19 protein-coding genes, 5 tRNA genes and 2 rRNA genes are annotated in these 23,861 nt (G+C 45.6%); 18 read left to right on the forward strand and 8 right to left on the reverse strand.

The window, feature by feature from the left end; translation table 11 throughout:
• Positions 1–330: 330 nt before the first annotated feature.
• The 5 genes from rrf to WC496_11405 form a co-directional block, all read right to left on the reverse strand.
• Positions 331–438, reverse strand: a 5S ribosomal RNA gene (gene rrf, locus WC496_11385).
• A 112-nt stretch (positions 439–550) separates the two neighbouring features.
• Positions 551–3,483, reverse strand: a 23S ribosomal RNA gene (locus WC496_11390).
• 231 nt (positions 3,484–3,714) lie between these two features.
• Positions 3,715–3,787, reverse strand: a tRNA-Ala gene (locus tag WC496_11395).
• 156 nt (positions 3,788–3,943) lie between these two features.
• A tRNA-Ile gene (locus tag WC496_11400) sits at positions 3,944–4,017 on the reverse strand.
• Positions 4,018–5,063: 1,046 nt separating this feature from the next.
• Positions 5,064–6,464 carry a nucleotidyl transferase AbiEii/AbiGii toxin family protein gene (locus WC496_11405; protein ID MFA5293624.1) on the reverse strand — a complete coding sequence of 467 codons (1,401 nt, stop codon included), beginning with the start codon at positions 6,462–6,464 and terminating at the stop codon, positions 5,064–5,066.
• Between the two features lie 931 nt (positions 6,465–7,395).
• Here WC496_11405 and WC496_11410 point away from each other — a divergent pair.
• Positions 7,396–8,004, forward strand: a complete 609-nt coding sequence (locus tag WC496_11410) for an AP2/ERF family transcription factor (GenBank protein ID MFA5293625.1) — start codon at positions 7,396–7,398, stop codon at positions 8,002–8,004.
• Between the two features lie 52 nt (positions 8,005–8,056).
• Here the strand turns inward: WC496_11410 and tadA are convergent, their stop codons facing one another.
• From tadA to WC496_11425, 3 genes are all read right to left on the reverse strand, one after another.
• Positions 8,057–8,533 carry a tRNA adenosine(34) deaminase TadA gene (gene tadA, locus WC496_11415; GenBank protein MFA5293626.1) on the reverse strand — a complete coding sequence of 159 codons (477 nt, stop codon included), beginning with the start codon at positions 8,531–8,533 and terminating at the stop codon, positions 8,057–8,059.
• Between the two features lie 71 nt (positions 8,534–8,604).
• Positions 8,605–8,676 (reverse strand) — tRNA-Glu (locus tag WC496_11420).
• A gap of 35 nt (positions 8,677–8,711) precedes the next feature.
• A tRNA-Met gene (locus WC496_11425) sits at positions 8,712–8,785 on the reverse strand.
• A 229-nt stretch (positions 8,786–9,014) separates the two neighbouring features.
• Here WC496_11425 and WC496_11430 point away from each other — a divergent pair.
• The 17 genes from WC496_11430 to WC496_11510 all read left to right on the forward strand — a co-directional run bounded on the left by WC496_11430 (position 9,015) and on the right by WC496_11510 (position 23,856).
• The gene (locus tag WC496_11430) at positions 9,015–9,485 is read left to right on the forward strand and encodes a ferritin family protein (protein MFA5293627.1); all 471 of its coding nucleotides are present in this window, start codon (positions 9,015–9,017) and stop codon (positions 9,483–9,485) included.
• A 160-nt stretch (positions 9,486–9,645) separates the two neighbouring features.
• Positions 9,646–10,416, forward strand: coding sequence for an imidazole glycerol phosphate synthase cyclase subunit (locus WC496_11435; GenBank protein MFA5293628.1), 771 nt, complete (start codon positions 9,646–9,648; stop codon positions 10,414–10,416).
• A 16-nt stretch (positions 10,417–10,432) separates the two neighbouring features.
• Positions 10,433–10,519, forward strand: a tRNA-Ser gene (locus WC496_11440).
• Positions 10,478–10,711: a hypothetical protein gene (locus WC496_11445; protein ID MFA5293629.1), complete on the forward strand. Its 234-nt coding sequence runs from the start codon at positions 10,478–10,480 to the stop codon at positions 10,709–10,711. Before WC496_11440 ends, WC496_11445 begins: the two co-directional genes overlap by 42 nt.
• Before the next feature lie 3 nt (positions 10,712–10,714).
• On the forward strand, positions 10,715–10,972 hold the full coding sequence (locus tag WC496_11450) for a GIY-YIG nuclease family protein (GenBank protein MFA5293630.1): 258 nt from the start codon (positions 10,715–10,717) through the stop codon (positions 10,970–10,972).
• Positions 10,973–11,095: 123 nt separating this feature from the next.
• Positions 11,096–12,022: an RraA family protein gene (locus WC496_11455; GenBank protein ID MFA5293631.1), complete on the forward strand. Its 927-nt coding sequence runs from the start codon at positions 11,096–11,098 to the stop codon at positions 12,020–12,022.
• A 66-nt stretch (positions 12,023–12,088) separates the two neighbouring features.
• The gene (gene uvrB, locus WC496_11460; GenBank protein ID MFA5293632.1) at positions 12,089–14,074 is read left to right on the forward strand and encodes an excinuclease ABC subunit UvrB; all 1,986 of its coding nucleotides are present in this window, start codon (positions 12,089–12,091) and stop codon (positions 14,072–14,074) included.
• A complete protein-coding gene (gene nadC, locus WC496_11465) occupies positions 14,071–14,949 on the forward strand; it encodes a carboxylating nicotinate-nucleotide diphosphorylase (GenBank protein ID MFA5293633.1) in 879 nt (292 codons plus the stop codon). The genes uvrB and nadC overlap by 4 nt, the downstream gene beginning before the upstream one ends.
• Before the next feature lie 58 nt (positions 14,950–15,007).
• The gene (locus WC496_11470) at positions 15,008–15,787 is read left to right on the forward strand and encodes a biotin--[acetyl-CoA-carboxylase] ligase (GenBank protein MFA5293634.1); all 780 of its coding nucleotides are present in this window, start codon (positions 15,008–15,010) and stop codon (positions 15,785–15,787) included.
• Positions 15,788–15,804: 17 nt separating this feature from the next.
• Positions 15,805–17,187: a dihydrolipoyl dehydrogenase gene (gene lpdA / locus WC496_11475; GenBank protein MFA5293635.1), complete on the forward strand. Its 1,383-nt coding sequence runs from the start codon at positions 15,805–15,807 to the stop codon at positions 17,185–17,187.
• Between the two features lie 327 nt (positions 17,188–17,514).
• On the forward strand, positions 17,515–17,850 hold the full coding sequence (gene raiA, locus WC496_11480) for a ribosome-associated translation inhibitor RaiA (GenBank protein ID MFA5293636.1): 336 nt from the start codon (positions 17,515–17,517) through the stop codon (positions 17,848–17,850).
• 87 nt (positions 17,851–17,937) lie between these two features.
• Positions 17,938–18,408 carry a PTS sugar transporter subunit IIA gene (locus WC496_11485; GenBank protein ID MFA5293637.1) on the forward strand — a complete coding sequence of 157 codons (471 nt, stop codon included), beginning with the start codon at positions 17,938–17,940 and terminating at the stop codon, positions 18,406–18,408.
• Between the two features lie 51 nt (positions 18,409–18,459).
• Positions 18,460–18,774 carry an HPr family phosphocarrier protein gene (locus WC496_11490; protein MFA5293638.1) on the forward strand — a complete coding sequence of 105 codons (315 nt, stop codon included), beginning with the start codon at positions 18,460–18,462 and terminating at the stop codon, positions 18,772–18,774.
• A 13-nt stretch (positions 18,775–18,787) separates the two neighbouring features.
• Positions 18,788–20,524, forward strand: coding sequence for a phosphoenolpyruvate--protein phosphotransferase (gene ptsP, locus WC496_11495; protein ID MFA5293639.1), 1,737 nt, complete (start codon positions 18,788–18,790; stop codon positions 20,522–20,524).
• 70 nt (positions 20,525–20,594) lie between these two features.
• A complete protein-coding gene (locus WC496_11500; protein ID MFA5293640.1) occupies positions 20,595–21,293 on the forward strand; it encodes a TIGR03936 family radical SAM-associated protein in 699 nt (232 codons plus the stop codon).
• Between the two features lie 41 nt (positions 21,294–21,334).
• Positions 21,335–22,861: an Rne/Rng family ribonuclease gene (locus WC496_11505; protein MFA5293641.1), complete on the forward strand. Its 1,527-nt coding sequence runs from the start codon at positions 21,335–21,337 to the stop codon at positions 22,859–22,861.
• Between the two features lie 17 nt (positions 22,862–22,878).
• Positions 22,879–23,856 carry a KpsF/GutQ family sugar-phosphate isomerase gene (locus tag WC496_11510; GenBank protein MFA5293642.1) on the forward strand — a complete coding sequence of 326 codons (978 nt, stop codon included), beginning with the start codon at positions 22,879–22,881 and terminating at the stop codon, positions 23,854–23,856.
• Positions 23,857–23,861: the final 5 nt, after the last annotated feature.

A 23,861-nucleotide genomic window follows, 5' to 3' on the forward strand; every position in this document is an offset into this window, starting at 1 on the left:
ACCATCTAGTGCCATTGCAACAGCACGATATCGATCACGCTGTTTTGCATTTTTTTCGGCACGAGCTTTCGATTTAAGTTTGGCGATGTCTGTTGGTGTATGCGGCTGTACATTCATGGCAAATTTCTTTTTAGGACAACTATGCCATAAGTTATACGATAGCGCAAGTCTTATTTTCTGGCGCGCGAAAATTTATTGGAATGCGTATAATCAGTGATTAATAAATTCGTGCCTTTACCTGCCCATCCGTAGTTCCTTAGGGACGAAGGTGGGTGGCTATTTCCGCGCAAAGGAAAGGCCAAAGGGCATTAGGCCCTTTGGCCTTAATAATCCTGGCGATGACCTACTCTCGCCCCGAAAGACTACCATCGGCCTGGCGGGCTTAGCTTCTGAGTTCGGAATGGGATCAGGCGTTTCCCCGCCAGTATAGTCACCAGGAAGTTCGTTAATTTGAAATCTGAAATTTTAGATTTCAAATCGTAATATTGTAATAGCGTAGACGTTCAATTGTCTGTCATTATGTTAAAACCAATATCAGTAAATGATTGATATGGTCAAGCGTTTGAGCGTTAGTACCGGTTAGCTGAACCCTTCTCAGGGCTTACACATCCGGCCTATCAACCTTGTGGTCTACAAGGGCTCTACAGTTGTCCGAAGACAACATGGAATCCTCATCTTGAGGAGGGCTTCACGCTTAGATGCTTTCAGCGTTTATCCTTTCCCGACTTAGCTACCCGGCTATGCCCTTAGCAGGACAACCGGTACACCAGCGGTCAGTGCTTCTCAGTCCTCTCGTACTAGAGAAACATCCTCTCAAGATTCCTACGCCCACAGCAGATAGGGACCGACCTGGCTCACGCCGGTCTGAACCCAGCTCGCGTACCACTTTAATCGGCGAACAGCCGAACCCTTGGGACCACCTTCAGCCCCAGGATGTGATGAGCCGACATCGAGGTGCCAAACCGCACCGCCGCTATGGACGCTCGGGTGCGATAAGCCTGTTATCCCCAGAGTACCTTTTGTCTGATGAGCGATGGCCCTTCCACTCAGAACCACCGGATCACTAAGTCCTACTTTCGTATCTGCTCGACTTATTGGTCTCGCAGTTAAGCACCCTTATACCTTTGCGCTCTACGCGTGATTGCCAACCACGCTGAGGGTACCTTTGAACTTCTCCGTTACACTTTGGGAGAAGACCGCCCCAGTCAAACTGCCCGCCTAGCATTGTTCCATGCCCGGATTCACGGGTCACGGTTAGACAACTAACATAGCAAGGGTGGTATTTCAACGTTGGCTCCCCGACATCCGAAAATGCCGGATCAAAGCCTCCCACCTATCCTACGCATGATATGACAGGTGTCAGTACCAGGTTACAGTAAAGGTTCACGGGGTCTTTCCGTCTTGCTGCGGGTATGTGGTATCTTCACCACAAATATAATTTCACCGAGTCCGTTCTTGAGACACTGCTCCAGTCGTTACGCGGTTCATGCACGTCGGAACTTACCCGACAAGGAACTTCGCTACCTTAGGACCGTCATAGTTACGGCCGCTGTTTACCGGGGCTTCGGTCGCCAGCTTTACAGGATTGCTCCCATTGACCGGCTTCCTTAACCTTCCGGCACCGAGCACGCGTCATTCTGTATACATCCACTATACGTGTTAGCACAGAACTGTGTTTTTGATAAACAGTCGCCAGAGCCACTTCACTGCGCCCTCATCATCTATCTATTGCTAAACAGACATGTAGGGACCCCTTATTGCGAACGTACGGGGTCAAATTGCCTAGTTCCTTAAGAACGGTTATCTCGAGCGCCTGAGGATATTCTCCTCACCTACCTGTGTCAGTTTTAGTACGGTCACATTGGCTTCATCCTACAGCAGCTATTTCTTGGCATTTTCTAAATCTACTTCGGCAACGAAAAACGGCCTCGGCCTTGCGGCACCCGCACGACTAATCACGGGATAAACATCAAAAATGCGTCACTGCTTACGTCCACCAACATGGTGCAGGAATATTAACCTGCTGTCCATCGTCTACGCCTTTCAGCCTCGACTAAGGGGCCGACTAACCCTGGGCGGATTTACCTTCCCCAGGAAACCTTAGGTTTACGGCGAACAGGATTCTCACCTGTTTTATCGTTACTCATGCCGGCATAATCACTAACAGTCGCTCCACGATTCGTTACCGTATCGCTTCTACGCTGACTGTTACGCTCTCCTACCACTTTGGTTACTGTCCGAAGACAGTTGCAAAATCCGCAGCTTCGGTTTTGAACTTAATTCCCGTTCATTATCGGCACCAAACTGCTCGGTCAGTAAGCTATTACGCACTTTTTAAATGGTGGCTGCTTCTAAGCCAACATCCTGACTGTCTATGCAATTCGACTTCCTTATGAACTTAGCTCAAATTTGGGACCTTAGCTGGCGGTCTGGGTTGTTTCCCTTTTGACCACGAATGTTATCACCCGCAGTCTGACTCCCGAGGTAAATTTAACGGTATTCGGAGTTTGGTTGGGGTAAGCAAGCGGGTAGCTCCTTATCCCCATTCAGTAGCTCTACCCCCGTCAAACAATTTACTCGAGGCTAGCCCAAAAGCTATTTCGGAGAGTACGAGATATCTCTACGTTTGATTAGACTTTTACTCCTCCGCACAGCTCATCCCATAACTTTTCAACGTTAATGAGTTCGGTCCTCCAGAGATTTTTACATCTCCTTCAACCTGGCCATGCGTAGATCACGTAGTTTCGCGTCTATCACTTGCGACTTGCGCCCTATTCAGACTCGCTTTCGCTACGGCTACTCCCCTAAAGGGATTAACCTTGCCACAAACGATAACTCGCCGGCTCATTATGCAAAAGGCACGCGGTCACCCGTTGCACTCCCGAAGGAATGCCATAGGGCTCCCACAGCTTTGTAAGTATATGGTTTCAGGTCCTTTTAACTCCCCTAATAGGGGTTCTTTTCATCTTTCGCTCGCGCTACTTTTCCACTATCGGTTGTCGAGTAGTACTTAGCCTTAGAGAGTGGTCTCCCTAGTTTCACACGGAGTTCCACGGGATCCGTGCTACTCTGGAACACTGGTATAACGGAGGGCTCTCGCTTTTATCTACAGGGCTATCACCTGCTACGGCTCAGCTTTCCAGCTGATTCGACTTGCAATGCCTTTGTAACTCCTAACCAATGCCCGCAACACCCCGACGAATCGAGGTTTGGGCTGGTCCGTTTTCGCTCGCCGCTACTGGCGGAGTCTCGGTTGATTTCCTTTCCTACAGGTACTTAGATGTTTCAGTTCCCTGCGTTCGCTTCTGCCGGCCTATACATTCAGCCGGAGATGATTCCAGTTTCCTGGAAACGGGTTTCCCCATTCGGACATTTCGGGATTAACAGTTGCTCGACACCTGCCCCGAACTTATCGCAGTCTGCCACGTCCTTCATCGCCTCTCGACACCTAGACATCCCCCATATACTCTTAGTAACTTGACCATATCAATCAAAAACTGATTAAAGGTTTTTTCATAATGGCGCTTGGTGAAAGTTGTGTTAAAAATACACAACCCACCTTGAGACATCTACGCTATTTACTTTTTAAAGAGCGGTAATTAACAACCCCTCGACAATGCTCGGAGCCGTTATACTGCTTTATGTCCGTTTTCGTCCCGAAAGGGGACTTCGACGAGACAACCCTTACTCATCGCTTTCGCTTTGAGCAAAGAATGGAGATGACAGGGATCGAACCTGCAACCTCCGGCTTGCAAAGCCGGCGCTCTCCCAGTTGAGCTACATCCCCGAACCGCTTGGCGGAAATCCGAAGCACAAAATCCGAAATTCCAAACAAATTCAAAATCCTGATTTTCAAACGCTCAAAAAGTTTTGAACATTCGAGTTTTGGTAATTTGATATTGTTTCGGATTTAGATATTCGAGTTTCGAATTTTCTAAACCAGTGGGCCCGGGAAGAGTCGAACTTCCGACCTTGCGCTTATCAGGCGCACGCTCTAACCAACTGAGCTACGAGCCCAAAACCCCAAAAACGCGGGTCTTGTAAAAGCCGTTGTTCGGACTCAATTGAACCGTATTCTAATACTTTTTAAAGAACTTTTGTCCTCAAAAACAAGGACAAACAAAAATGCCGCTGTACCTAACTGCCAGCGACATTGCGATAGACGAGAGATAGTAATTACTTACTTATCAGCAGTCAAGGACAAAAATTAACGATTTTTAAAATTTTTCGCAAATTTTCTCCGAAATTACTTCCGCCACCAAAACACAACGTGATTGCCAACCACATTGCAATTTAGCAATGATATATCAGCCCAAATACATAGTCAAGCAATTATTTTAAATAATTTTGTAGCCAAAAACACATTATAATATAAACAAAAGAAGATGTAGAATGTATAGTGCTGGAATAGGGGATAAGGGATAGGGTACAGGGTTTAGGGGATAGGACGTAGAACACAGTACACAGAACACAGAATATCGAAATCCTCCCTTCGGGCAAATCCAAATAACCAAAATTCAGAATAACTCACACGTCGGACTTTTAATGAACGTGAAACGGCTGCGTAAAACTTAACCGCGGATGACGCGGATTTATTTAGCCACAGAGTTCACAGAGACCACAGAGAAAAGCTTTAGACACGGATTAACACGGACGAACACCGTTTCTCACCACGAAGAACGGAGGGCGACACGAAGGATTGCTTCAACTAAACAGTTCTGCGAACCGTTTAAATTCAGATTAATCGACCTGCTCTACCCCGCAGTTTCCTTCAGAAACTAAACGCGGGGCCTCGCAGTTCTCAAATCTGAATTTTTGCCGATTATATCAGCAAAGTTGAAGCAATAAAATCTATTCCACTATGCTCGTATACAGTGGCGTAAGCCATCTCCTGACGATATACTGCCCCGCCAGAGGCGGGCAAGATACGAGCATAGATAGCTGGATATTTTTTTAGATAGGAATACCTAATGGCATTAATTTTGAATTTGAAAAAATTAGTATGGTGTCCCCGGATTATGGGATTACGGATTAGGCCTGATTAGGATTAAGGTGTCCCCTTATCAATATCTGGTGTCTACCAAATAACCTGTTTTTCCAAAACATTGATTTCCATATTTATCTTTATGTATATTTAAATCAGAATTCATTTTGTTTCTGGAAAATCTTTTCTGACACATAGGACATTGGTAAATATAAGTAGGCCCATATCCGCCTAAAGAAAACGATTTTATAGAAACATGCCTTCCTTTTCTCACACTTATTTGGCGTTTACTAAATGGTTTACCAAAATAAGAGTTTTTTGCTGACTCTCCTGCCTTTGATAATTCCACTTCATATCTTGGCTCAAATTTTTTATCTGTTGGTCTGATTTCTTGGATGTTAGTGTGCACAAATGATTTGATGGATGGTCCAGATGTTCTTCCACCAGTTGTATCGTAAACATAGAAGTATTCTCTGGCAACACCATCTTTTCGTTGTTTGTAAACTAAAGAATACGGCTCTACCATTCTTTGGATGCCATCATAAACAATCTCTATCATTGTCATATTTGTTCCAGCATCTAAAATGATATTTCTAAATTCAGGCGGAAAGAAGGCATGTTCCCCTCTCCCTTCGGGAAAGTTAGCAAACAGTTCGGCGATATGTTCCATAAACCGGCCAACCGCTGCTTCAAAATCGATTATTGCACCTTTTGGACATACAAGATACTTTTGCCATAAACCTTTTATTATTTGAAATGGCAAGTTAAGTAATAGGCCTTTTAGAAATCCGGGGCTTCTTTCAAAAATTGTTACTTTTAAAAGAGTTGAAACTATTTCTGCACGTTGTATTTCGATGCCAGTATCAAAGAATATCCAGAAAACATAGTCATATAAATCAGCAGAATGTCGTCTTTGCAATAGGCATTTTAGTTTTGAAGCTAATACTTCTTCCAGTTTTAAGCACTTTATTTCTGTCTTGCATTTTTGGTAATCAGAATATGGATGAATGATAAATCTCTTTTGAGTAGGAAGATAAATTCGGTCATATTGTGTTATATCCAAAGAAACTCTGATAGTGAATTTGCCTTCAGTTCCATAGAAATCTTTGAAGTACAAGCGAACATCGTAAGCCTTTTTCTCGCGATCCACGCCTTTTTTGTCTTGGACTACATTTTTGTCTTTTACAAAAATTACACCAGATGCTTCTTGAGCAAAATCACAAACCTTGTTGAGTTCCGTTTTGAGAAAATCCTCGGTAAGTGGTGTTTGTGTAGTAAAATCCAAGTCATTTGAATATCGCGTATTTTCAAAATAAGCTTTTCTAAGACAATTACCACCTTTTAGAATCAGGATATCCTTTAGGTCTGATACTGTGTAGATACCAGCAAGAATCCATCCAAATACATAATCTCGTTGCACATCTGAAGTATGAATTTCAAACTCTTTAGACTTTTGAATAATTTCGTCTTTATCAATCATTGGAGTATCTATTAATTCTTTTTCGACCTCTTAATATTTTGAACGATAGCCGTTCTTTTATGGTGTCGAGCTTTGTTGACAGTCATAAATTTTCCTGTAATTGCGCTTCTGCCGATTCTTGTCATTTCAAAATTCCTTTCAAATATTAAATTTTCCTAATAGGCGCACACATCGTACGCACTTTAAAATCTGACCTTTCGGAAATGGAAATCGGTGTGTCGAAATACTCTGTTCATACGGAACAAAATCAGGCATCGCGGACCTCGCATTTCGCGAGTCGTTTTTTTAGTTTTTTATATCCTGAGGCGCAGAACCAATGATGCAATTGATAATCCTAAGATGCAAACAATGTGCCAGTTTTTTGCCGTTAAAGATACTAAAAAACATATTTTCCGTAACTATTTATAAAATAAGTGGATATAAAATACACTAAAACAGGAGATGGCTTTTTTGAAAGAGATTTAAGCTGTCAATGTGGCAATTTTCGATGAAATTTGTGTCAATATGGCAGAAATATAGGACGATTACAAGACTTTCCCGCCTTCCGATGTCTCCTCAACTAAACCCTATACCCTGAACCCTGTACCTAAACCCTACTTCCCTTGTCCGAATAGTCAAAAGCGCGCAATAAAAAAATTGCGCAAATGTGAAAAATAAGATTTTTCCAAAATTTTTATCTCCTAGTCTAATAAGCACTTACGATTTTCGCCTAAAAAATTTTCTCAAAAAGTTCGTCAAAACTGCGCAAGTTTTCCCTATATATGGAAGCCCATATAAAGGGAAATTCGAAATCCGAATATCGAAATTCGAGACAAATTCAAAATTCTAATTCCTCAATATTCCAAACGGTTTTGAACATTTGAAATTTGGTAATTCGATATTGTTTCGAGTTTCGGGTTTAGTGCTTCGAATTTAACTAAAAGAGGACTTTATGCAAAAAGGTTATTTACCATACTATTATCCGGATTTTGTAATGCGAATATGCGTGTGGATATTGCTGCGCTATCGAAAAATCCGGTACGGCCATCCATTCCGGCGAATAAAACTTACACAAAACCAGTACGCAATTGTTGACCCCCAAGATTTCGAGATATTAAATTTATTCAAATGGTGCGCCGTAAAAGATTATGAAACTTTCTACGCGATACGATACTCGCGGAAGGGAAATAAAAAAACTACAGTAAAAATGCACAGGCAAATAATGAACGCAAAGGAAAATGAGATTGTCGATCATATAAACCATAACGGACTCGATAATCGAAGTGTAAATCTTCGAATCGCAACGGCATCACAAAATAACGCCAACAGCAGAAGGGGAATGAACAGGGGAAAGTCGAAATACAAGGGAGTCTGGCGGGATGAAAGGGCGGGCAAATGGCGGGCAGGGATAAAACATAACGGGAAACGCATACATCTGGGAATGTTCGATGACGAGATTGAAGCGGCAAAGGCTTATGACAGGGCGGCAGGGCTCTATCACGGAAAATTTGCAGTATTGAACTTTCCGGCCGATGAGCGAAAATGTTCTGGTTGTGCTTAAAAGCAATTATTGGTGGGGCTCTTAAGGATTGAGTTGTTCCGCTTTTGGCGGCTTAGAATTCTTTATCGTTGCGTTCTCTTTTTGTGCGGAAGAAGTCCTGCAGTATTTTCGAGCAGTCTTCGGCGAGTATTCCTTTGGTTATTTCGACTCTGTGGTTGAGTCGTTTATCCTGTACGATATTATACAGGCTTCCGCATGCTCCTGCCTTTGGGTCGTCGCAGCCGAATACCAATCTATCTATTCTGGCCAGTACTAAAGCTCCAGCGCACATCGCGCACGGTTCGAGAGTAACGTAGATTGTGCAGTTATGCAGCCGCCAGTGGCCGATATGTTCCGATGCGGCTGTTAGTGCGATTATTTCTGCGTGTGCGGTTGGGTCGTTGAGCTGGTGCCGCTGGTTTCGGCCTTTAGCTATGATTTGGTTTTCGTGTACGATGACTGCACCGACGGGCACATCGCCGTTTTCAAGGGCGACGTATGCCTGGTCGATTGCCGCTTTCATAAATTGCTGGTCTTGTTTTTCGTCCATTGTTTTATGATGATTCCTGCTTGTTCAACCGTTCTGCTGCTTGCCTGCTCTATTTTTGCCGGAGGCGAAAATACCCTCAAGGGGAGTCGAACCCCTGCTGCCGGCTTGAGAAGCCGGTGTCCTAACCACTAGACGATGAGGGCTAAAAAAAAATAAATGCCAAAATCGAAAAGTAAAATGGCGGCGGGTGGAGTCGAACCGCCGACCCTGGGCTTATGAATCCCATGCTCTAACCAACTGAGCTACGCCGCCATAATAAACTGTCAACAATACGGTTTCAAACTGAGCCATAATGCTATAACAGCCTGTAAATACAATGTTTATGAATATTACCCCGTTAATATTCTGCCGCCTGTAAAAGGAGGCAGAATATTCTTTTTTTCCGGCAAGGCAATATCCGACAGTAATTTACATAAAAAAACGGCATATTTCAATTAGTTTTTGGTAGTCTCAAGGCATATTTAATATATAATTCAAAATTATGTCATATTTAGCAGATTATGCCCTGCAGGTCGCAATGCAAATGGAACAGTTGGGCCAGACGTTCTATAAGTCTCTATCGGCCGGCTGCGGCAACGCGAAAATAGCGGCCCTTGCGGGTCTGCTCGCCCGTGAAGAAGAAAACCATTTTCTGACTTTCGAAAAAATGCGCAACGCCATACCTGCTGAAGAACGCGGGCCGAAAATGACCGAGGACCAGATTACCGCGGCGGCAGGCAAATTCTACAAACTGATTCTGCCAAGTCCTGCCGATGTCCGCAAAGTCGCCGACAGCGGTAATGTCGCTAATGCCCTGGATATGGCGATGCAGATGGAATCAGATTCCATCGCTTATTATTCGAGTCTGCTCAGTGTTGTCGGCAGAGACGGGGCTATCTTAAAAGCCGTTATTAAAGAAGAGGAAAAACATCTTGCCATTCTTCACGATTACCGCAAACGCATTACCGCTTAACCGTGTCATAAATTCGGAAGCTAAATAATTTTTAATTACCCCTCGCCGCCGAATAAATCTCCCTGCGCTGCCGCCTGGGCTCTGAAGCCTTAATCATTTATTAAACTTGAGTTTCAGGGGGATTTGGTTAAAATAAGAACTCCAAAAAGAAAGGAACAAAATGCAAAACGACAGAAAAGTAAAAATTATGCCGTGTCTTGATATGCGAAACGGAAGAGTCGTAAAAGGCGTTCACTTCGTCAATATAAAAGACGCAGGCGACCCTGTAGAATGCGCCAAGGCCTATTGCCATGCCGGCGCAGATGAACTCGCCATGCTCGATATCACCGCAACAGTCGAAAACAGGCCGACAATGCTCGATGTCGTCAGAAAAGTCGCTCTTGTAACCACCATTCCATTTACCGTTGGAGGCGGAATCAGCGATTTGAAAACGGCTGAGGCAGTCCTTAAGGCAGGCGCCAATAAAATTTCGACAAGCAGCGCAGCGTTTCGAAAACCGCAGATGATATCCGAAATGATAAAACAGTTCGGCGCAGAAAAAGTGACCGTAGCTATCGATGTCGATAAAAACCCCGCACTGCCGAGCGGATATGAAGTTTATATCGACGGCGGAAGAACAGCGACCGGAACGGATGCGGTCGAATGGGCAAAAAAAATAGATTCGTTCGGCGTAAAAGTAATCCTGCCGACAAGCAAGGCCGCCGACGGTGCAAAAACTGGCTATGATTTGCCCCTGATAAAAGCAATAGCAGAGACGACAGGCGCTGAAATCGTGGCGTCAGGCGGGGCAGGGGAAATGAAACATTTCCTGGAAGCTGTAAAGGCCGGGGCGACAATTTTGCTCGCGGCTTCGGTTTTTCATTTTAATATTATTGAAATTTCAAAGCTAAAAGCTTATTTAAGACAAGAAGGAATAAAAGTAATTCTTTGATATAAGATTTTGTTTCGGAGAGGTGTCTGAGTGGCCGAAAGAGCACGCTTGGAAAGCGTGTGTGCGGGCAACCGTACCGCGGGTTCGAATCCCGCCCTCTCCGTTCTTCGCTGCGCTACGAACGGCAGGCCGTTCTTTACTGCGATACGCGTGGCAGGCCATTCTTCGCTGCGCTTCCACCTACACTGACGTTACGGTGGACAGGCCGAATGGCGGGCCGTTCTTAAGAGGCTTCGCTTCCACCTACACTGGCGTTACGGTGGACAGGTCGAACGGCAGACCCATTATAGGTTGAAAAATGTGGTACGTATACATTCTAAAAATGGCTGATGGTGAATATTATGCCGGCTCAACTAACAACCTGCAAAGGCGAATGCAGGAACATTCAAGCGGACGAGAAATCTCTACAAAGTGGAGACTGCCAGTCATATTGGAAGCTTATATCGCAGTTAAATCAGAAAAAACAGCACGTCGTCTTGAAAAATATTTAAAAACATCGTCCGGAAAGGCAACACTAAGAAAAAGAATTTTGCCAGACGACGACTCGATTAAATAATTTTGCCGCAAAGGCACAAAAAACGTAAAACGGCTTCGCTTCCACCTACACTAACGTTACGGTGGACAGGCCGAACGGCAGGCCCGTTAGAGGTTGAAAAATTAGTACTTAAAGAGATAAAAAATGAAAAATAAACAACCGAAGGTAATGATTCCAGTTTTAGCGATGATTACAATTCCAGTTTGTATTTTGCTATTAGTGTTATCGGCAACGGCTGAGCCGAATGTGCCGACTGACACAAACGCTATGAAAACGAAAGTAAATGACGCTAATACGCAAGACGCCAATGAAGTATTGAGAAGAGGAAAGAATTACATTGAGACAAAGGTTTACAGCGAACAGGAAGATAAACAGATACTGGAGCTTTTCAAAGGAATGCGCGTATCCGACGTCGTGGACGGGATGGACAAGGTCGGGCTGAAGAATATCGGGGTGATGTCGCAGGATATTAAACCGCTGTGGCGGGATACCGAACATTTTGCGCACCGTATCATCGGCATCGCGGTAACGGCGCGATACGTTCCCACGAATAAACCCAATTTGCCGCAGATGGAGACCAGGGCATTCGACGCGTGGATCGACCAGTGGTATAAAAATATATCCTCCGAGCCGTTTACGCTTCTGATTCGCAGGGGCACCACAGTGCTGGTCATTGAAGAGGCCGGCGAAACGGATACGGGCACAATGGGGTCGCTCAACGGTATGTACTGGAAATATCTTGGATGCCTCGGCGTGGTTACAAGCAATACCGTGCGCGATACCGACGAACTTACCACTGAGAAGGTTCCAGTGTATTTTAAAAAGGCCGGCAGGGGAATTCGGCCCGGCAGAAACGAGATAGAATCCGTGAACAGGCCGATAGTATGCGGCAATGTTCTGGTCGAGCCGGGCGATGTTATCGTCGCAGACGGTGACGGCGTAGTGGTCGTTCCGAGGGCAAAGGCAAAGGAAGTCGCCGAGTACGCAAAGCTGACACTTGAGCCGGATAAGGAAAGACGGCGATGGCTGTATCAGAAATTAGGTTTGCCGAGCGACGACTCGGTTAAATAAAACGTGTAAATAAGTCATGGGTAAATAATCCGTGAAATTTGCCATATTCTCGATTAGAATAAGAATATGTCTAAGTTTCAGTTAATAAGTAAGTTTACACCTAAAGGCGACCAGCCGCAGGCGATAGAACAACTTGCCGGGGGTTTAAAAACCGGCAGACAGTACCAGACCCTGCACGGAGTTACCGGAAGCGGAAAAACATTCACGATGGCTAACGTCATCGCGCAATATCAACGGCCTGCACTTGTAATCAGCCATAATAAGACACTGGCGGCGCAGCTTTACGAAGAATTCAAAGAACTCTTTCCCAATAACGCTGTCGAATATTTCGTCAGCTATTACGATTATTATCAGCCTGAAGCGTATATTCCGCAGCGGGATATTTATATCGAAAAAGACGCGTCACGAAACGATGAACTGGACAGGCTTCGGCTTGCGGCGACGGCAAGTCTGACCAGCAGGGAAGATGTGATTATCGTTGCATCGGTATCGTGCATATTCGGTCTGGGTTCGCCGGAAGATTACAAAGCCAGCGTTATAGGTATAAAAGTCGGTGAAACTGTCGAGCGAAACGAACTGCTGGGCAGGCTCTCCGACGTTCAGTACGCAAGAAACGATGTGGATTTTCACCGCGGCACGTTCAGGGTTCGCGGCGATGTCGTGGAACTTTGGCCCAGCTACGAATCGTTCGCGGTAAGGCTCGAATTTTTCGGCGATGAGATAGAAAAAATAAATTACATCAATCCGACAAGCGGAGAAATTCTGGCGTCCGAACAGCAATTGTTCGTATATCCTGCCGGTCATTATGTTATGCCTGCCGAGCGGATTGAACTTGCCACGGCAAGTATAAAAGCGGAACTCGACCAGCGGCTTATGAAATTAAGGCAGGACGGCAAACTGCTCGAAGCTCAAAGGCTTGCGGCAAGGACGATGTACGACCTTGAAATGCTCAAGGAAGTAGGGTTTTGCAGCGGGATTGAAAATTACTCACGGCATTTGAGCGGGCTGCCGGCGGGTTCGAGACCTTATACGCTGATTGATTATTTCGGCGATAATTTTCTTTTGTTCATCGACGAATCGCACGTAACGATACCGCAGATTCGCGCGATGCATGCGGGAGACAAGAGCAGGAAACAAGTTTTAGTCGAACACGGATTCCGGCTGCCAAGCGCGATGGATAACAGGCCGCTGCGATTCGAGGAGTTTCAGGAGAACTGGAAACGTGTGATATTTGTTTCGGCGACGCCTGCGGAGTTCGAATTGAATCTGAGCAAAGGGGCGGTCGTCGAGCAGATAGTAAGGCCGACGGGACTGATTGACCCGGAGATATTTATTCAGCCTGCATCGAACCAGATTCCGCATCTGCTCGACCAGATTGAAAAACATATACAGTTAAAACAGCGTGTACTTGTTACGACGCTGACGAAAAGACTCGCGGAGGATTTATCCGCTTATATAACTAAAAAAGGTTTTCGGTGCAGATACCTGCACAGTGAAATAAAGACGCTTGACCGTGTTGGGATTTTGCGGGATTTGCGGTTGGGCGAGTTCGATGTGCTGGTGGGGATAAATCTTTTGCGTGAAGGACTGGATTTGCCGGAGGTTTCGCTGGTGGCGATTCTCGACGCGGACAAAGAAGGCTTCCTGCGGAGCCATACATCGCTTATTCAGACCATAGGCAGAACGGCAAGAAATGTCGACGCAAAGGTGTTTTTATACGCTGATAAAGTGACGGATTCGATGCAAAAAGCAATTGACGAAACGGAACGCCGGCGTACAATACAGATTCAATATAATAAAGACCATAATATTACGCCGGAAACGATTAAAAAACAGATATATACCGGTCTGCAGGACAAATTAAAGGCGCGACAAATCGCTCAACAGGCGGTAAGTCTGAGCGATAGTGAATATGACGCGGCGGAAATCGCCGTGCAGATAGAAAAGGAAATGCTGGAAGCGGCGGAAAAACTCGACTTCGAACGAGCGGCATTTTTAAGAGACCAATTGAAAGAATTAAAAGAACTGCCGCAGATAGGAAAACAAAAATGAAAAGCCTAGACACCAAAAGAGTAAGTCAACTTATCGATATGGCCATTGAGGAAGATTACGGCGGCAGAGACCTGTCGAGCGAACTTATGATTCCGGCCAATGCGACTGGGAAATCCTATATCATAACCCGCGAGGAAATCGTTGTGAGCGGTATGAATATCGCCAAAGAAACGCTGAAAAGATATAATCCGAAACTGAAGCTGAAAATACTCAAACGCGACGGGCAGAGGGCCAATGTGGCCGACAGGCTGGGCGTAATCGAAGGGCCGTTACGGTCGATGCTGAGCGCCGAACGGGTGGTACTGAATTTTCTGCAGAGACTTTGCGGCATAGCTACGATGACTTATAAATATGTTCACGCGGTCCGCGGGACAAAAGCGAAAATATACGATACACGCAAGACGATACCGGGCTGGCGGGAACTCGAGAAATACGCAGTTCGATGCGGCAAAGGACATAATCATCGATTCAGTCTGCGGGAAGCGGTAATGTTCAAGGATAATCATATCGCGCAGCTCGGGAAGAATTTTGAGCCGAGACTAAGAGAGCTTGTTAAAAAAGCGAGGAACATCGAAGGGGTAAAATTTGTCTGCGTTGAAGTCGACCATGTTGACGACCAGCTTAATCACGTTTTGAAAGTGCCCGGCATAGATGTTGTGCTGCTGGATAATATGGGTCAGTGGCAGTATAAACACGCGGTCGCAATGAGAGATAAGATGTGCAGGAATAAATGGACGCCTCAACTGGAAGCGAGCGGCGGAATTACGCTGAATAACGTAAGAGCAATCGCACTTTGCGGGGTGGACAGAATTTCCATAGGAGCGATAACGCACGGCGCGATTTCAGTTGATATCGGCCTTGACAGGGAATTCTAAAATAAGTACACAGAACTCAGAATACAGTAGACAGAATTTATAGTAATGGAATTTTATTTTGAATCGCGATTGTTTAGACGCTGATATAATTAAAGCGAATCTTGATACCAGCCGAATCGGCAGAGAAATAATAATTTATAAAAGCACATCGAGCACGAACGATGTCGCATCTGAATACGCAAAGGGCGGCGAAAAAAACGACGGCCTTGTGGTTTTCGCGGAACATCAAACCTCCGGCAGGGGACGGCGGGGCAATAAGTGGTTCGACGGTAAAAACAAAAGCGTATTGTGCTCGATACTGCTGAGCAATCCTAAAATTGGTCCGGATGTGATAACGCTTGCCGCGGCGGTTGCGGTGGCGGAAACAATCGACAGATGCGGCAAAAACGAGGCGAAAATCAAATGGCCCAACGATGTGCTTGTCGATGATAAAAAGGTCGCGGGGATACTTATCGAGAAAAAACAAAAATTCTTCATAGTCGGCATCGGCATCAACTGCCATCAGCAAAAAACGGATTTTTCCAAAGAACTTGAGGATTCCGCCACGAGTATAGATGTTCAATGCGGCACAGTCTGCGACAGAAACGGGCTTGCGAGGAGATTAATGTTCAATTTTGAATGTTGCCTTGAAATCGCGGAAGAAAATTGCGATGAAATAGTTGAAAAATGGCGCAACAGGAGTATGCTGACAGGCAAAAGGATAACCGTCGAGCATAACGGCAGGCAATTTACCGGTAACTGCCTTGGCGTTGAACCGTCCGAAGGACTTATATTACATCTCGAACGGGGCGGGGTCAAAATGTTCGATGCGGCTTCGACTACAATAATAAAATATTAAACCGGCGGAGAGAAAAAATGGCTGAAAAATTCGATATCGCTGTAATAGGTTCGGGGCCGGGCGGATATGCGGCTGCGATAAGATGCTCGCAAAAAGGCGCAACTGTCGCGATTATTGAAAAAGAACAAATCGGCGGAACCTGCCTTAACAGGGGCTGCATCCCGTCAAAGACTCTGCTGGCATCGGCGCATATTTTTAATCTTGCCAAAAACGCAGGCGCCTTCGGCGTCGATATCGAAAATCCGAAAGTAAACTGGCCGAAGATGCAGAGCCGAAAAGAAATGGTTGTAACGGGATTCAGAAAAGGTCTGACAGGCCTGATTGGAAGCAATAAAGTAAAAATTTTTCAGGGGACAGGACTACTTGCAGCAAAAAATAAAATCGCCGTGCAGGGAAATACGCCGGCGGAAATAGAAGCGGCAAAAATAATCATTGCTACCGGCTCTGTTCCTGTTGAAATACCGTTTATGCGTTTCGACGGTAAAACAATAATAAGCAGTACGGAAGCATTGTCCCTGTCAGAGATACCGAAATCGATGGTCATAATCGGCGGGGGAGTTATCGGCTGTGAAATGGCATGCGTTTATTCGAGCGTCGGGGCGAAAATTACCATTGTCGAGGCGTTGCCGAGCATTCTGCCGTTCGAGGATGAATGGGTGGGACAGATGCTAACGAGGGAATTCAAGAAATCGGGCATAGATGTAATCACAGGCAAAAAGGTAACTGCCTGTGAAAAAACTGATTCAGGCGTAAAACTTTCTCTCGAAGACGGGACGTTAATCGAGGCTGAGAAGGTTCTGGTTTCTGTCGGCAGAAAGGCATCGTGCGATAAGCAGACTATCGATAATCTATCGCTCGAAATGAAAGGTTCGGTTATAAAAGTCAACGACAGAATGGAAACAAGCGTGTCAGGCGTTTACGCGATTGGCGATGCAGTAGGGACAACATATCTGGCTCATGGCGCGTTTCTCGAGGCTGAGATAGCGGCTGATAACGCGATGGGTAAGGAAGTTCATATAGAAGATTATTCACTTGTGCCGAAAGCTGTTTATACATTTCCTGAAGTCGCTTCGGTCGGGAAAAATGAAACCAAATGCAAACAGGCGGGGGTTGATTACACGGTGGGCAAGGCATTTTTCAGGGCCAACGGCAGAAGCCTTGCGCATAATGAAACTGCTGGCGAAGTAAGAGTTGTGCGGGACAGGAAAACAGATAAAATCGTCGGAGTAACGATGGTCGGGGCCAGTGTTACCGAAATGATCGCCGCGGCCAGGGCTCTTCTTGGCAGCAATGAAAAAATAGACGAAATTTCGTTCGCACATCCGACAGTTTCAGAGGTACTCAAGGAGGCATGGGAAGACGCCTTCGGATTGAGCCTTCATACACCGCCGAGAACTTAACTATCTTATCACCGTACAATAGATTAAGTCCTTAATTTTTTGTTGACGGGAAATAGTCTGTAAAGTACAGTGGTTTATAGATTTGACGCAGTTTTTTGTCCGTTTTCAGGGATTTCCCGAAGCTAACGGCTAAAAGTAAGCCGAAGAAAAGATATTAAAAGGATTGTAAGTCAGGGGAAATGCAGGCTTTAAATAAATTAAAAACCTACTTTTTAAGGGGCCTGGCCACGTTTTTGCCAAGCATTTTGGCAATCTGGAATTCTGTAAAGTTTTATCAAATTCCTCAATATTTAGAAAATAACGCATATTTTTTAAGGAGAAACTGATTTGGACATTAGAATAATCGGTAAACATATGGAAATGACGGAAGTTATCAAAACGAGGATTGAGGAGAAAGTCGCCGGACTTCCCAAATTTTACAGCAGCGTTCTTGATGTGGAAGTTATCGTCGAAGGCGGCAAAGACGGAGTGACAAACAGCGCAGAAGTAATCGTAAGGTCGCGACATAACCATGTTTTCGTAGCCAAACATACCGGTCCGGATATAGATATATGCGTAGACGAAGCAGTAAGGAAAGTTGAACGGCAAGTTACGAAACAAAAAGAAAAAGAACGAGACAACAAACATGTAGACAACAAGAATGTAGAAAGTGAAGTGGAATAACGGTTTTGCAGTTCCGTTGTTTTTCTGTGGAAAGATAAAAATGGAAAGAGACAGCATGACGGTGCTTTTGAAAAATCAGGAGCCAATATGAAAATAGCAGATGTTATATGCGCCAAAGCTATAGTACCCAAGCTCGAGGCGGTAAAAAGAGACGAAGCAATAAAGGAACTTGTCAATGCTCTCGATAAGGCCGGGAAAATCGGCAAGGACAACATTGCTGATGTGGCAAAGGCCGTTATCAAAAGAGAAAATGAGGCGAGCACGGGCATAGGCAGGGGCGTTGCAGTGCCGCATATCAGACACAAAGCCGTGAAAAAAGTCGTTGCGGCCATCGGAATAAGCGCGACAGGGATTGATTTTTCTGCTTTGGACAAGCAGCCGGTTTATACCATAATTCTGCTGATAAGCCCTGTCGAAGGCGACCAGCACCTTCAGGCGATGGAAGCTATATTCGAGCATCTTCAAAATGATAATTTCCGGAAATTTCTCAAACAGTCTGAAACAGTGGACCAGATAAAGGAATTGCTGGTTGAAGCCGACCAGAATCCATCGTGGTAGTTTAAACGGAATATATATAATAAAATGCCGATTTAAATATCAGGAGAGTAATTGTTGGCAGGGACAGTCAGTCAAACGGAGGTTGAAATAAAGAACGCCAACGGCCTGCATATGCGGCCGGCGATGCAGTTCGTAGATACTGCAAGCCGATTTACGAGCGAAGTAGAAGTGAGCAACGGGCAAACCGCTGTTAACGGGAAAAGCATTATGCATATGGCAATGCTGGCAGCGGCGGCAGGAACAAAATTGACAATAACCGCCAAAGGGTCCGATTCGCAGCAGGCAATAGAGGCGTTAAAAGACCTTGTGGAAAATAAACTATTCGATGAGCCGGCCTGGCAGCCTATGGATAAAACTGCCGAATGAACGCAGACTTAAAATGGAAATAAAAAAAGGAATTGCCGTTTCGCCTGGGATAGCTATCGCCAGGTCTCTTGTAATAGATTCGGAGGACTACCGGATACCAAGACGGTCTATAATGCCGTCAGTTAAAGTACTGGAAGTCAAACGTGTCAGGGACGCTTTTAAAAGCGCGGTAGCGGAACTCGAAAGAATCCACTCCGGCGAAGATATCGCGGAAGGAAAGATAAAAGATATTTTCGCGGTTCATCTGCGATTCTTAAAAGATAAGAACCTCAGGAAACGAATCACCGATTTGGTTTATAACGAACTTCTGACCGCGGAATACGCGGTTTCGACGACACTTCGCGATATAGCCAACCATTTTGCCTCCGTTCAGGATAAATATATCAGCGAACGCGCGGCGGATATCTATGATATCGAGAAGCGTCTGCTTAAACATCTGCTTGGCGGAAAGCGCGAAGATGTTGACCATATAAATCATGAGGTTGTGATTGTCGCGCACGAACTAAGCCCCACGCAGACGGCGAGTTTCGATAAGAAATTCATAAAAGGCTTCGCGACCGATGCCGGCGGCAGAACGAGCCATACCGCTATCGTAGCCCGTTCGCTGGGCATTCCCGCGGTAGTAGGCCTCGAAGATGTTACGAGAAATGTCGCGCCGATGGCGACAGTGATAATAGACGGCAACCGCGGCGTTGTCATTATAGAGCCGGACGAAGCGACGATAAAAGAATATGAGCAGCATGCTGTAGAATTCGAAAGGCTCGAAAGAGAACTCGACACCCTGCGGGATATGGACGCGGTTACCCGCGACGGAGTGGCGATAGAGCTATTCGGAAATATTGAATTTCCGCATGAAGCGGAAATGGTGCTCGACAAGGGCGGGCAGGGAATAGGTCTTTACCGTACAGAGTTTTTATATCTTTACAGCGAGACCGAGCCTACTGAAGAAGACCATTACAGGGCATACAGCGAAGTTATCAGAGCCTTCGGCAATATGCCTATAATAATAAGAACGATGGACCTCGGAGCCGATAAGTTCACGCAGAGCAAACGCTTCACCCGCGAACCGAATCCGTTTCTCGGTTTGCGTTCAATCAGGTTCTGTCTGCAGAATCTTGTATTGTTCAAAACACAATTGCGGGCGATTCTGCGGGCATCGGTTAACGGCGATTTACGGATAATGTTTCCGCTGATAAGCAGTCTGCACGAACTTCGGCAGGCGAAAATGATATTGCGTGATGTGATGGAAGACCTCGACGAAGACGGGATAAAATACAATCCGAATATGCCGGTGGGCATAATGGTCGAGACGCCGTCGGCAGCGCTTACGGCATCGATACTTGCCGCTGAAAGCGATTTTTTCAGTATAGGAACAAACGACCTGATTCAATATACTCTCGCGGTGGACCGAGGAAATGAACGGGTTTCCAACCTTTACTCCGGAGCGGACCCTGCGATAGTAAATCTTCTTCGCAGTATTATACATGACGCAAATAAGGCGAAAATAAGCGCGAGTATCTGCGGCGAAATGGCTTCGGAACCGGAATATATAATGCTGCTTCTGGGACTTGGGTTCAGGACCTTTTCGATAGCTCCGCCGATAATACCGGAAATAAAAAAACTTGTCCGTTCGGTAACAATAGAATCGTGCAATGTCATCGCAAGAAAGGCTCTTACGATGAACTCCGAACGGGAAGTGATAAATTACCTTCGAAGCGCGGCGATGAAAATTCTGCCGGAAGTATTTTAGTAAAATTAAAATTGTGAAATCCGCTGGAGCGGATTTATCGATATAAAATTGTAAAACGAAATTTGGAGATTTGCAAATAGAACTGAATGTACGGACATTGGCTGGAAGGTACAAAATACACGGCAGTGTCAGGTTTTTATCACATCAGGAAGCGTTGAAAGTTGTCCAGCGGGCTCTGCTTAGAAGCGGTGCAGACCTGATTTACAGCCAGGGGTATAATCCGCGTCCAAAACTTTCGCTGCCGCTGCCGAAAAGTGTAGGAATTGCCTCGGAAGACGAACTATTCTGTGCGCAGATTTCCTGCCAGCCTGTAACTGACGGCAGGCCTGGGGAAAATGGCGATTTGAACAAAGAACTTTTTAAAAGTATCGCCGCCCAGATGCCTGAAGGTTTTTGTCTGACGGAACTGACAGTTCACAACGGAAGGGTTACTTATCAACCGCTCGAGGCTGAATATCTTGTATTTATAAACGATGCGGAGGAACTTGTGAAAGTTTCAGCGCAAGCGGATAAGCTCAACGGTCTTATCCGGGCAGGTGAAGAGATGACGATTGAAAGAACAGTTGACGAAAAAGGTTCCGTGAAAACTGTCGATGTCGGCAAATTTCTGAAATCGTTCGAGCAGGTTCCGGAAGGAATCAAAGTCGTCTCTAAGATTACAGACAAAGGAACAATAAGGCCCGATGAGATATTAAGACTTTTGGGCCTTGAGCCGGAGAGAATCGGAATCTCAATGGTCAGAAAAAAAGTCAACTGGCAGATGAATTAATAAAATTTTAAAATAATTAAACAAATAAGGATAATAAATATATGGCAATAGAAATGCTTATAAACGTTGCGGAAGCTGAGGAGTGCAGGATTGCTGTTGTAGAAAACGGCAGCCTGGAGGAGCTTTATATCGAAAGGCCCTCGCTGGCAAGTCATGTCGGCAATATTTACATGGGAAAAGTAGTAAACGTCGAGCCTGCGATACAGGCGGCGTTCATCGATTTCGGTCTGGGCAAAAACGGTTTTCTTCATATAAGCGACCTGCATCCGAAATACTTTATGCGGAAGGGCCAGGAATATACCGAGCATATCGGGAAAAGAAAATCGCTGAGGGAAAGGCCTCCTATTCAGCAGTGCCTCAAAAGAGGGCAGGACGTGATAGTTCAGGTTACAAAAGAAGGTATAAATACCAAGGGGCCTACGTTGTCAACGTACCTGTCGCTGCCGGGCAAATATCTTGTAATGATGCCATGGATGCATGACCTGGGCGTATCGCAAAAGATTGAAGACGAGCAGGAACGGGCAAGACTGAGAACGATTCTTGACGAAGTCAATCGTCCGGACAAGGCGGGATTTATTCTTCGTACCGCAAGCTCCGGCTGTTCCAAAAAAGACATCCAGAAGGATATGGACTATATTGACAGATTATGGAAGGCAATCCATAAGCGAATAGAGGGCATACAGTCGCCGGCAGAATTATACCGCGAGTCTGACCTCGTGATTCGTACGATGCGCGATATTTTCAATAATAACATAAGCAGGATTATATGCGACAGCGAGATTGTATGCCGCAGAATCAGGGATTTCCTGGCGATAGTTCAGCCACGGATGATAAAACGCGTAACATATCATGACGGCAAAATGCCGCTGTTTCATAAATACAGAATAGAAGATGAAATCCGGAAGATCCATTCGAGAAACGTGGATTTGAAAAACGGCGGTTCAATTGTTATCGAGCAAACCGAGGCGCTGGTCGCAATAGATGTTAACAGCGGGAAATATACAAAACATGAAAACGCCGAACAAACCGCACTTAAACTGAATCTTGAGGCTGCGAAGGAAATCGCGAGGCAGCTGAAACTTCGCGATATGGGCGGGCTGATTATCTGCGATTTTATCGATATGCGCGACAACAAGAACAGAAGAGAGGTTGAAAAGGCGTTTCGGAGCGCTTTGGTAAGCGACCGGGCACGAAGCAGGATACTGCGAATCAGCGCGTTCGGAATTATCGAGATGACAAGGCAGAGGGTTCGGCCGAGCCTGCAACTGAGCAATTACCTGAAATGTCCCTACTGCAGCGGAAGCGGGATGATTAAAAGCCCCGAATCGTCGGCGATAGAAATAGTAAGGACGCTTAATATGGCGGCAGCGAGGAAGGAAGTAAAAAGAATCGAACTTACAGTGCCTCCCGCGGTTGCGGATTTCCTGCTGAATCAGCGGCGGGCGATAATCGCCAGAATTGAAGCGAACGAACAAAAACAAATAAGAATCCGTCCCGATGAAACTTGCTGGGCGGAGCAATATAATGTAATATGCTTCGATGAACGTGAAGGAATTGTGAAAATTTAAAGGAACGGAACAGCCGAATGAAATTCGACCTTGAATACGCAAGGGAAGTAATAGACGCCGAAGCAAAGGGCGTGGCGCGAATGGCAAAAATTATCGATAATGCCTTTGCCGGCGCTGCGGAACTTATTTATTCCTGCAAAGGCTCAGTCATAGTTACGGGCATAGGGAAAGCCGGAATTGTCGGCCAGAAAATCAGCGCTACACTCGCATCGACAGGCACGCCGAGCCATTTTCTGCATCCGGCTGAAGCTATTCACGGCGACCTGGGCAGATTACGAAAAGAAGACATCGTACTTGTGTTGAGTTACGGCGGCGAAACAGACGAAATTATCCGTTTGATAAATATTGTCAAACAGCTTGAAGTAAAGCTTGTTGCGATTACAGGAGATAAACAGTCACGTTTGGCAACTTACAGCGATATTGTTTTATGTATGGGGCAGCTTGACGAAGCCTGTCCGCTGGGTGTTGCTCCGAGCGTTTCGACGACCTGTATGCTGGCGGTGGGCGATGCGCTGGCGCTTATAGTGATGAAGGCAAGAGAGTTCAGCGTCGAAGATTACGCGCGGTTTCATCCCGGCGGTTCGCTGGGGGCAAAACTTATTACTGTCGAGCAATCGATGATGTTCAAGGCAGGAGAAAAACTTCCGATAGCAAAGACTGACGATACTGTCGGGGAATTGCTTAATAAAAACAGCGACGTAAAAAGACACGGAGCAGTAATGATTGTCGATGCGGCCGGTAAGCTGACGGGAATTGTTACCGATGCTGATTTGAGAAGGATTATGGCGAAAGATGGAGCCAAAATTTTTGACAGCAAAGTCAAAGATATAATGACGACAAACTGCAAGAGAATCAGAGCCAGCGCACTTGCCGCTGAAGCTATGGCGATATTCCATAAACACAGAATCGACGATTTACCTGTTGTCGACGAAGAAAACAGACCTGTCGGTATGATAGACGTACAGGACGTTGTTTCGATAAAGATTGTAGGTTAGCCCGG

This window comes from Phycisphaerae bacterium (assembly GCA_041652575.1).
GTDB lineage: Bacteria > Planctomycetota > Phycisphaerae > Sedimentisphaerales > UBA12454 > UBA12454.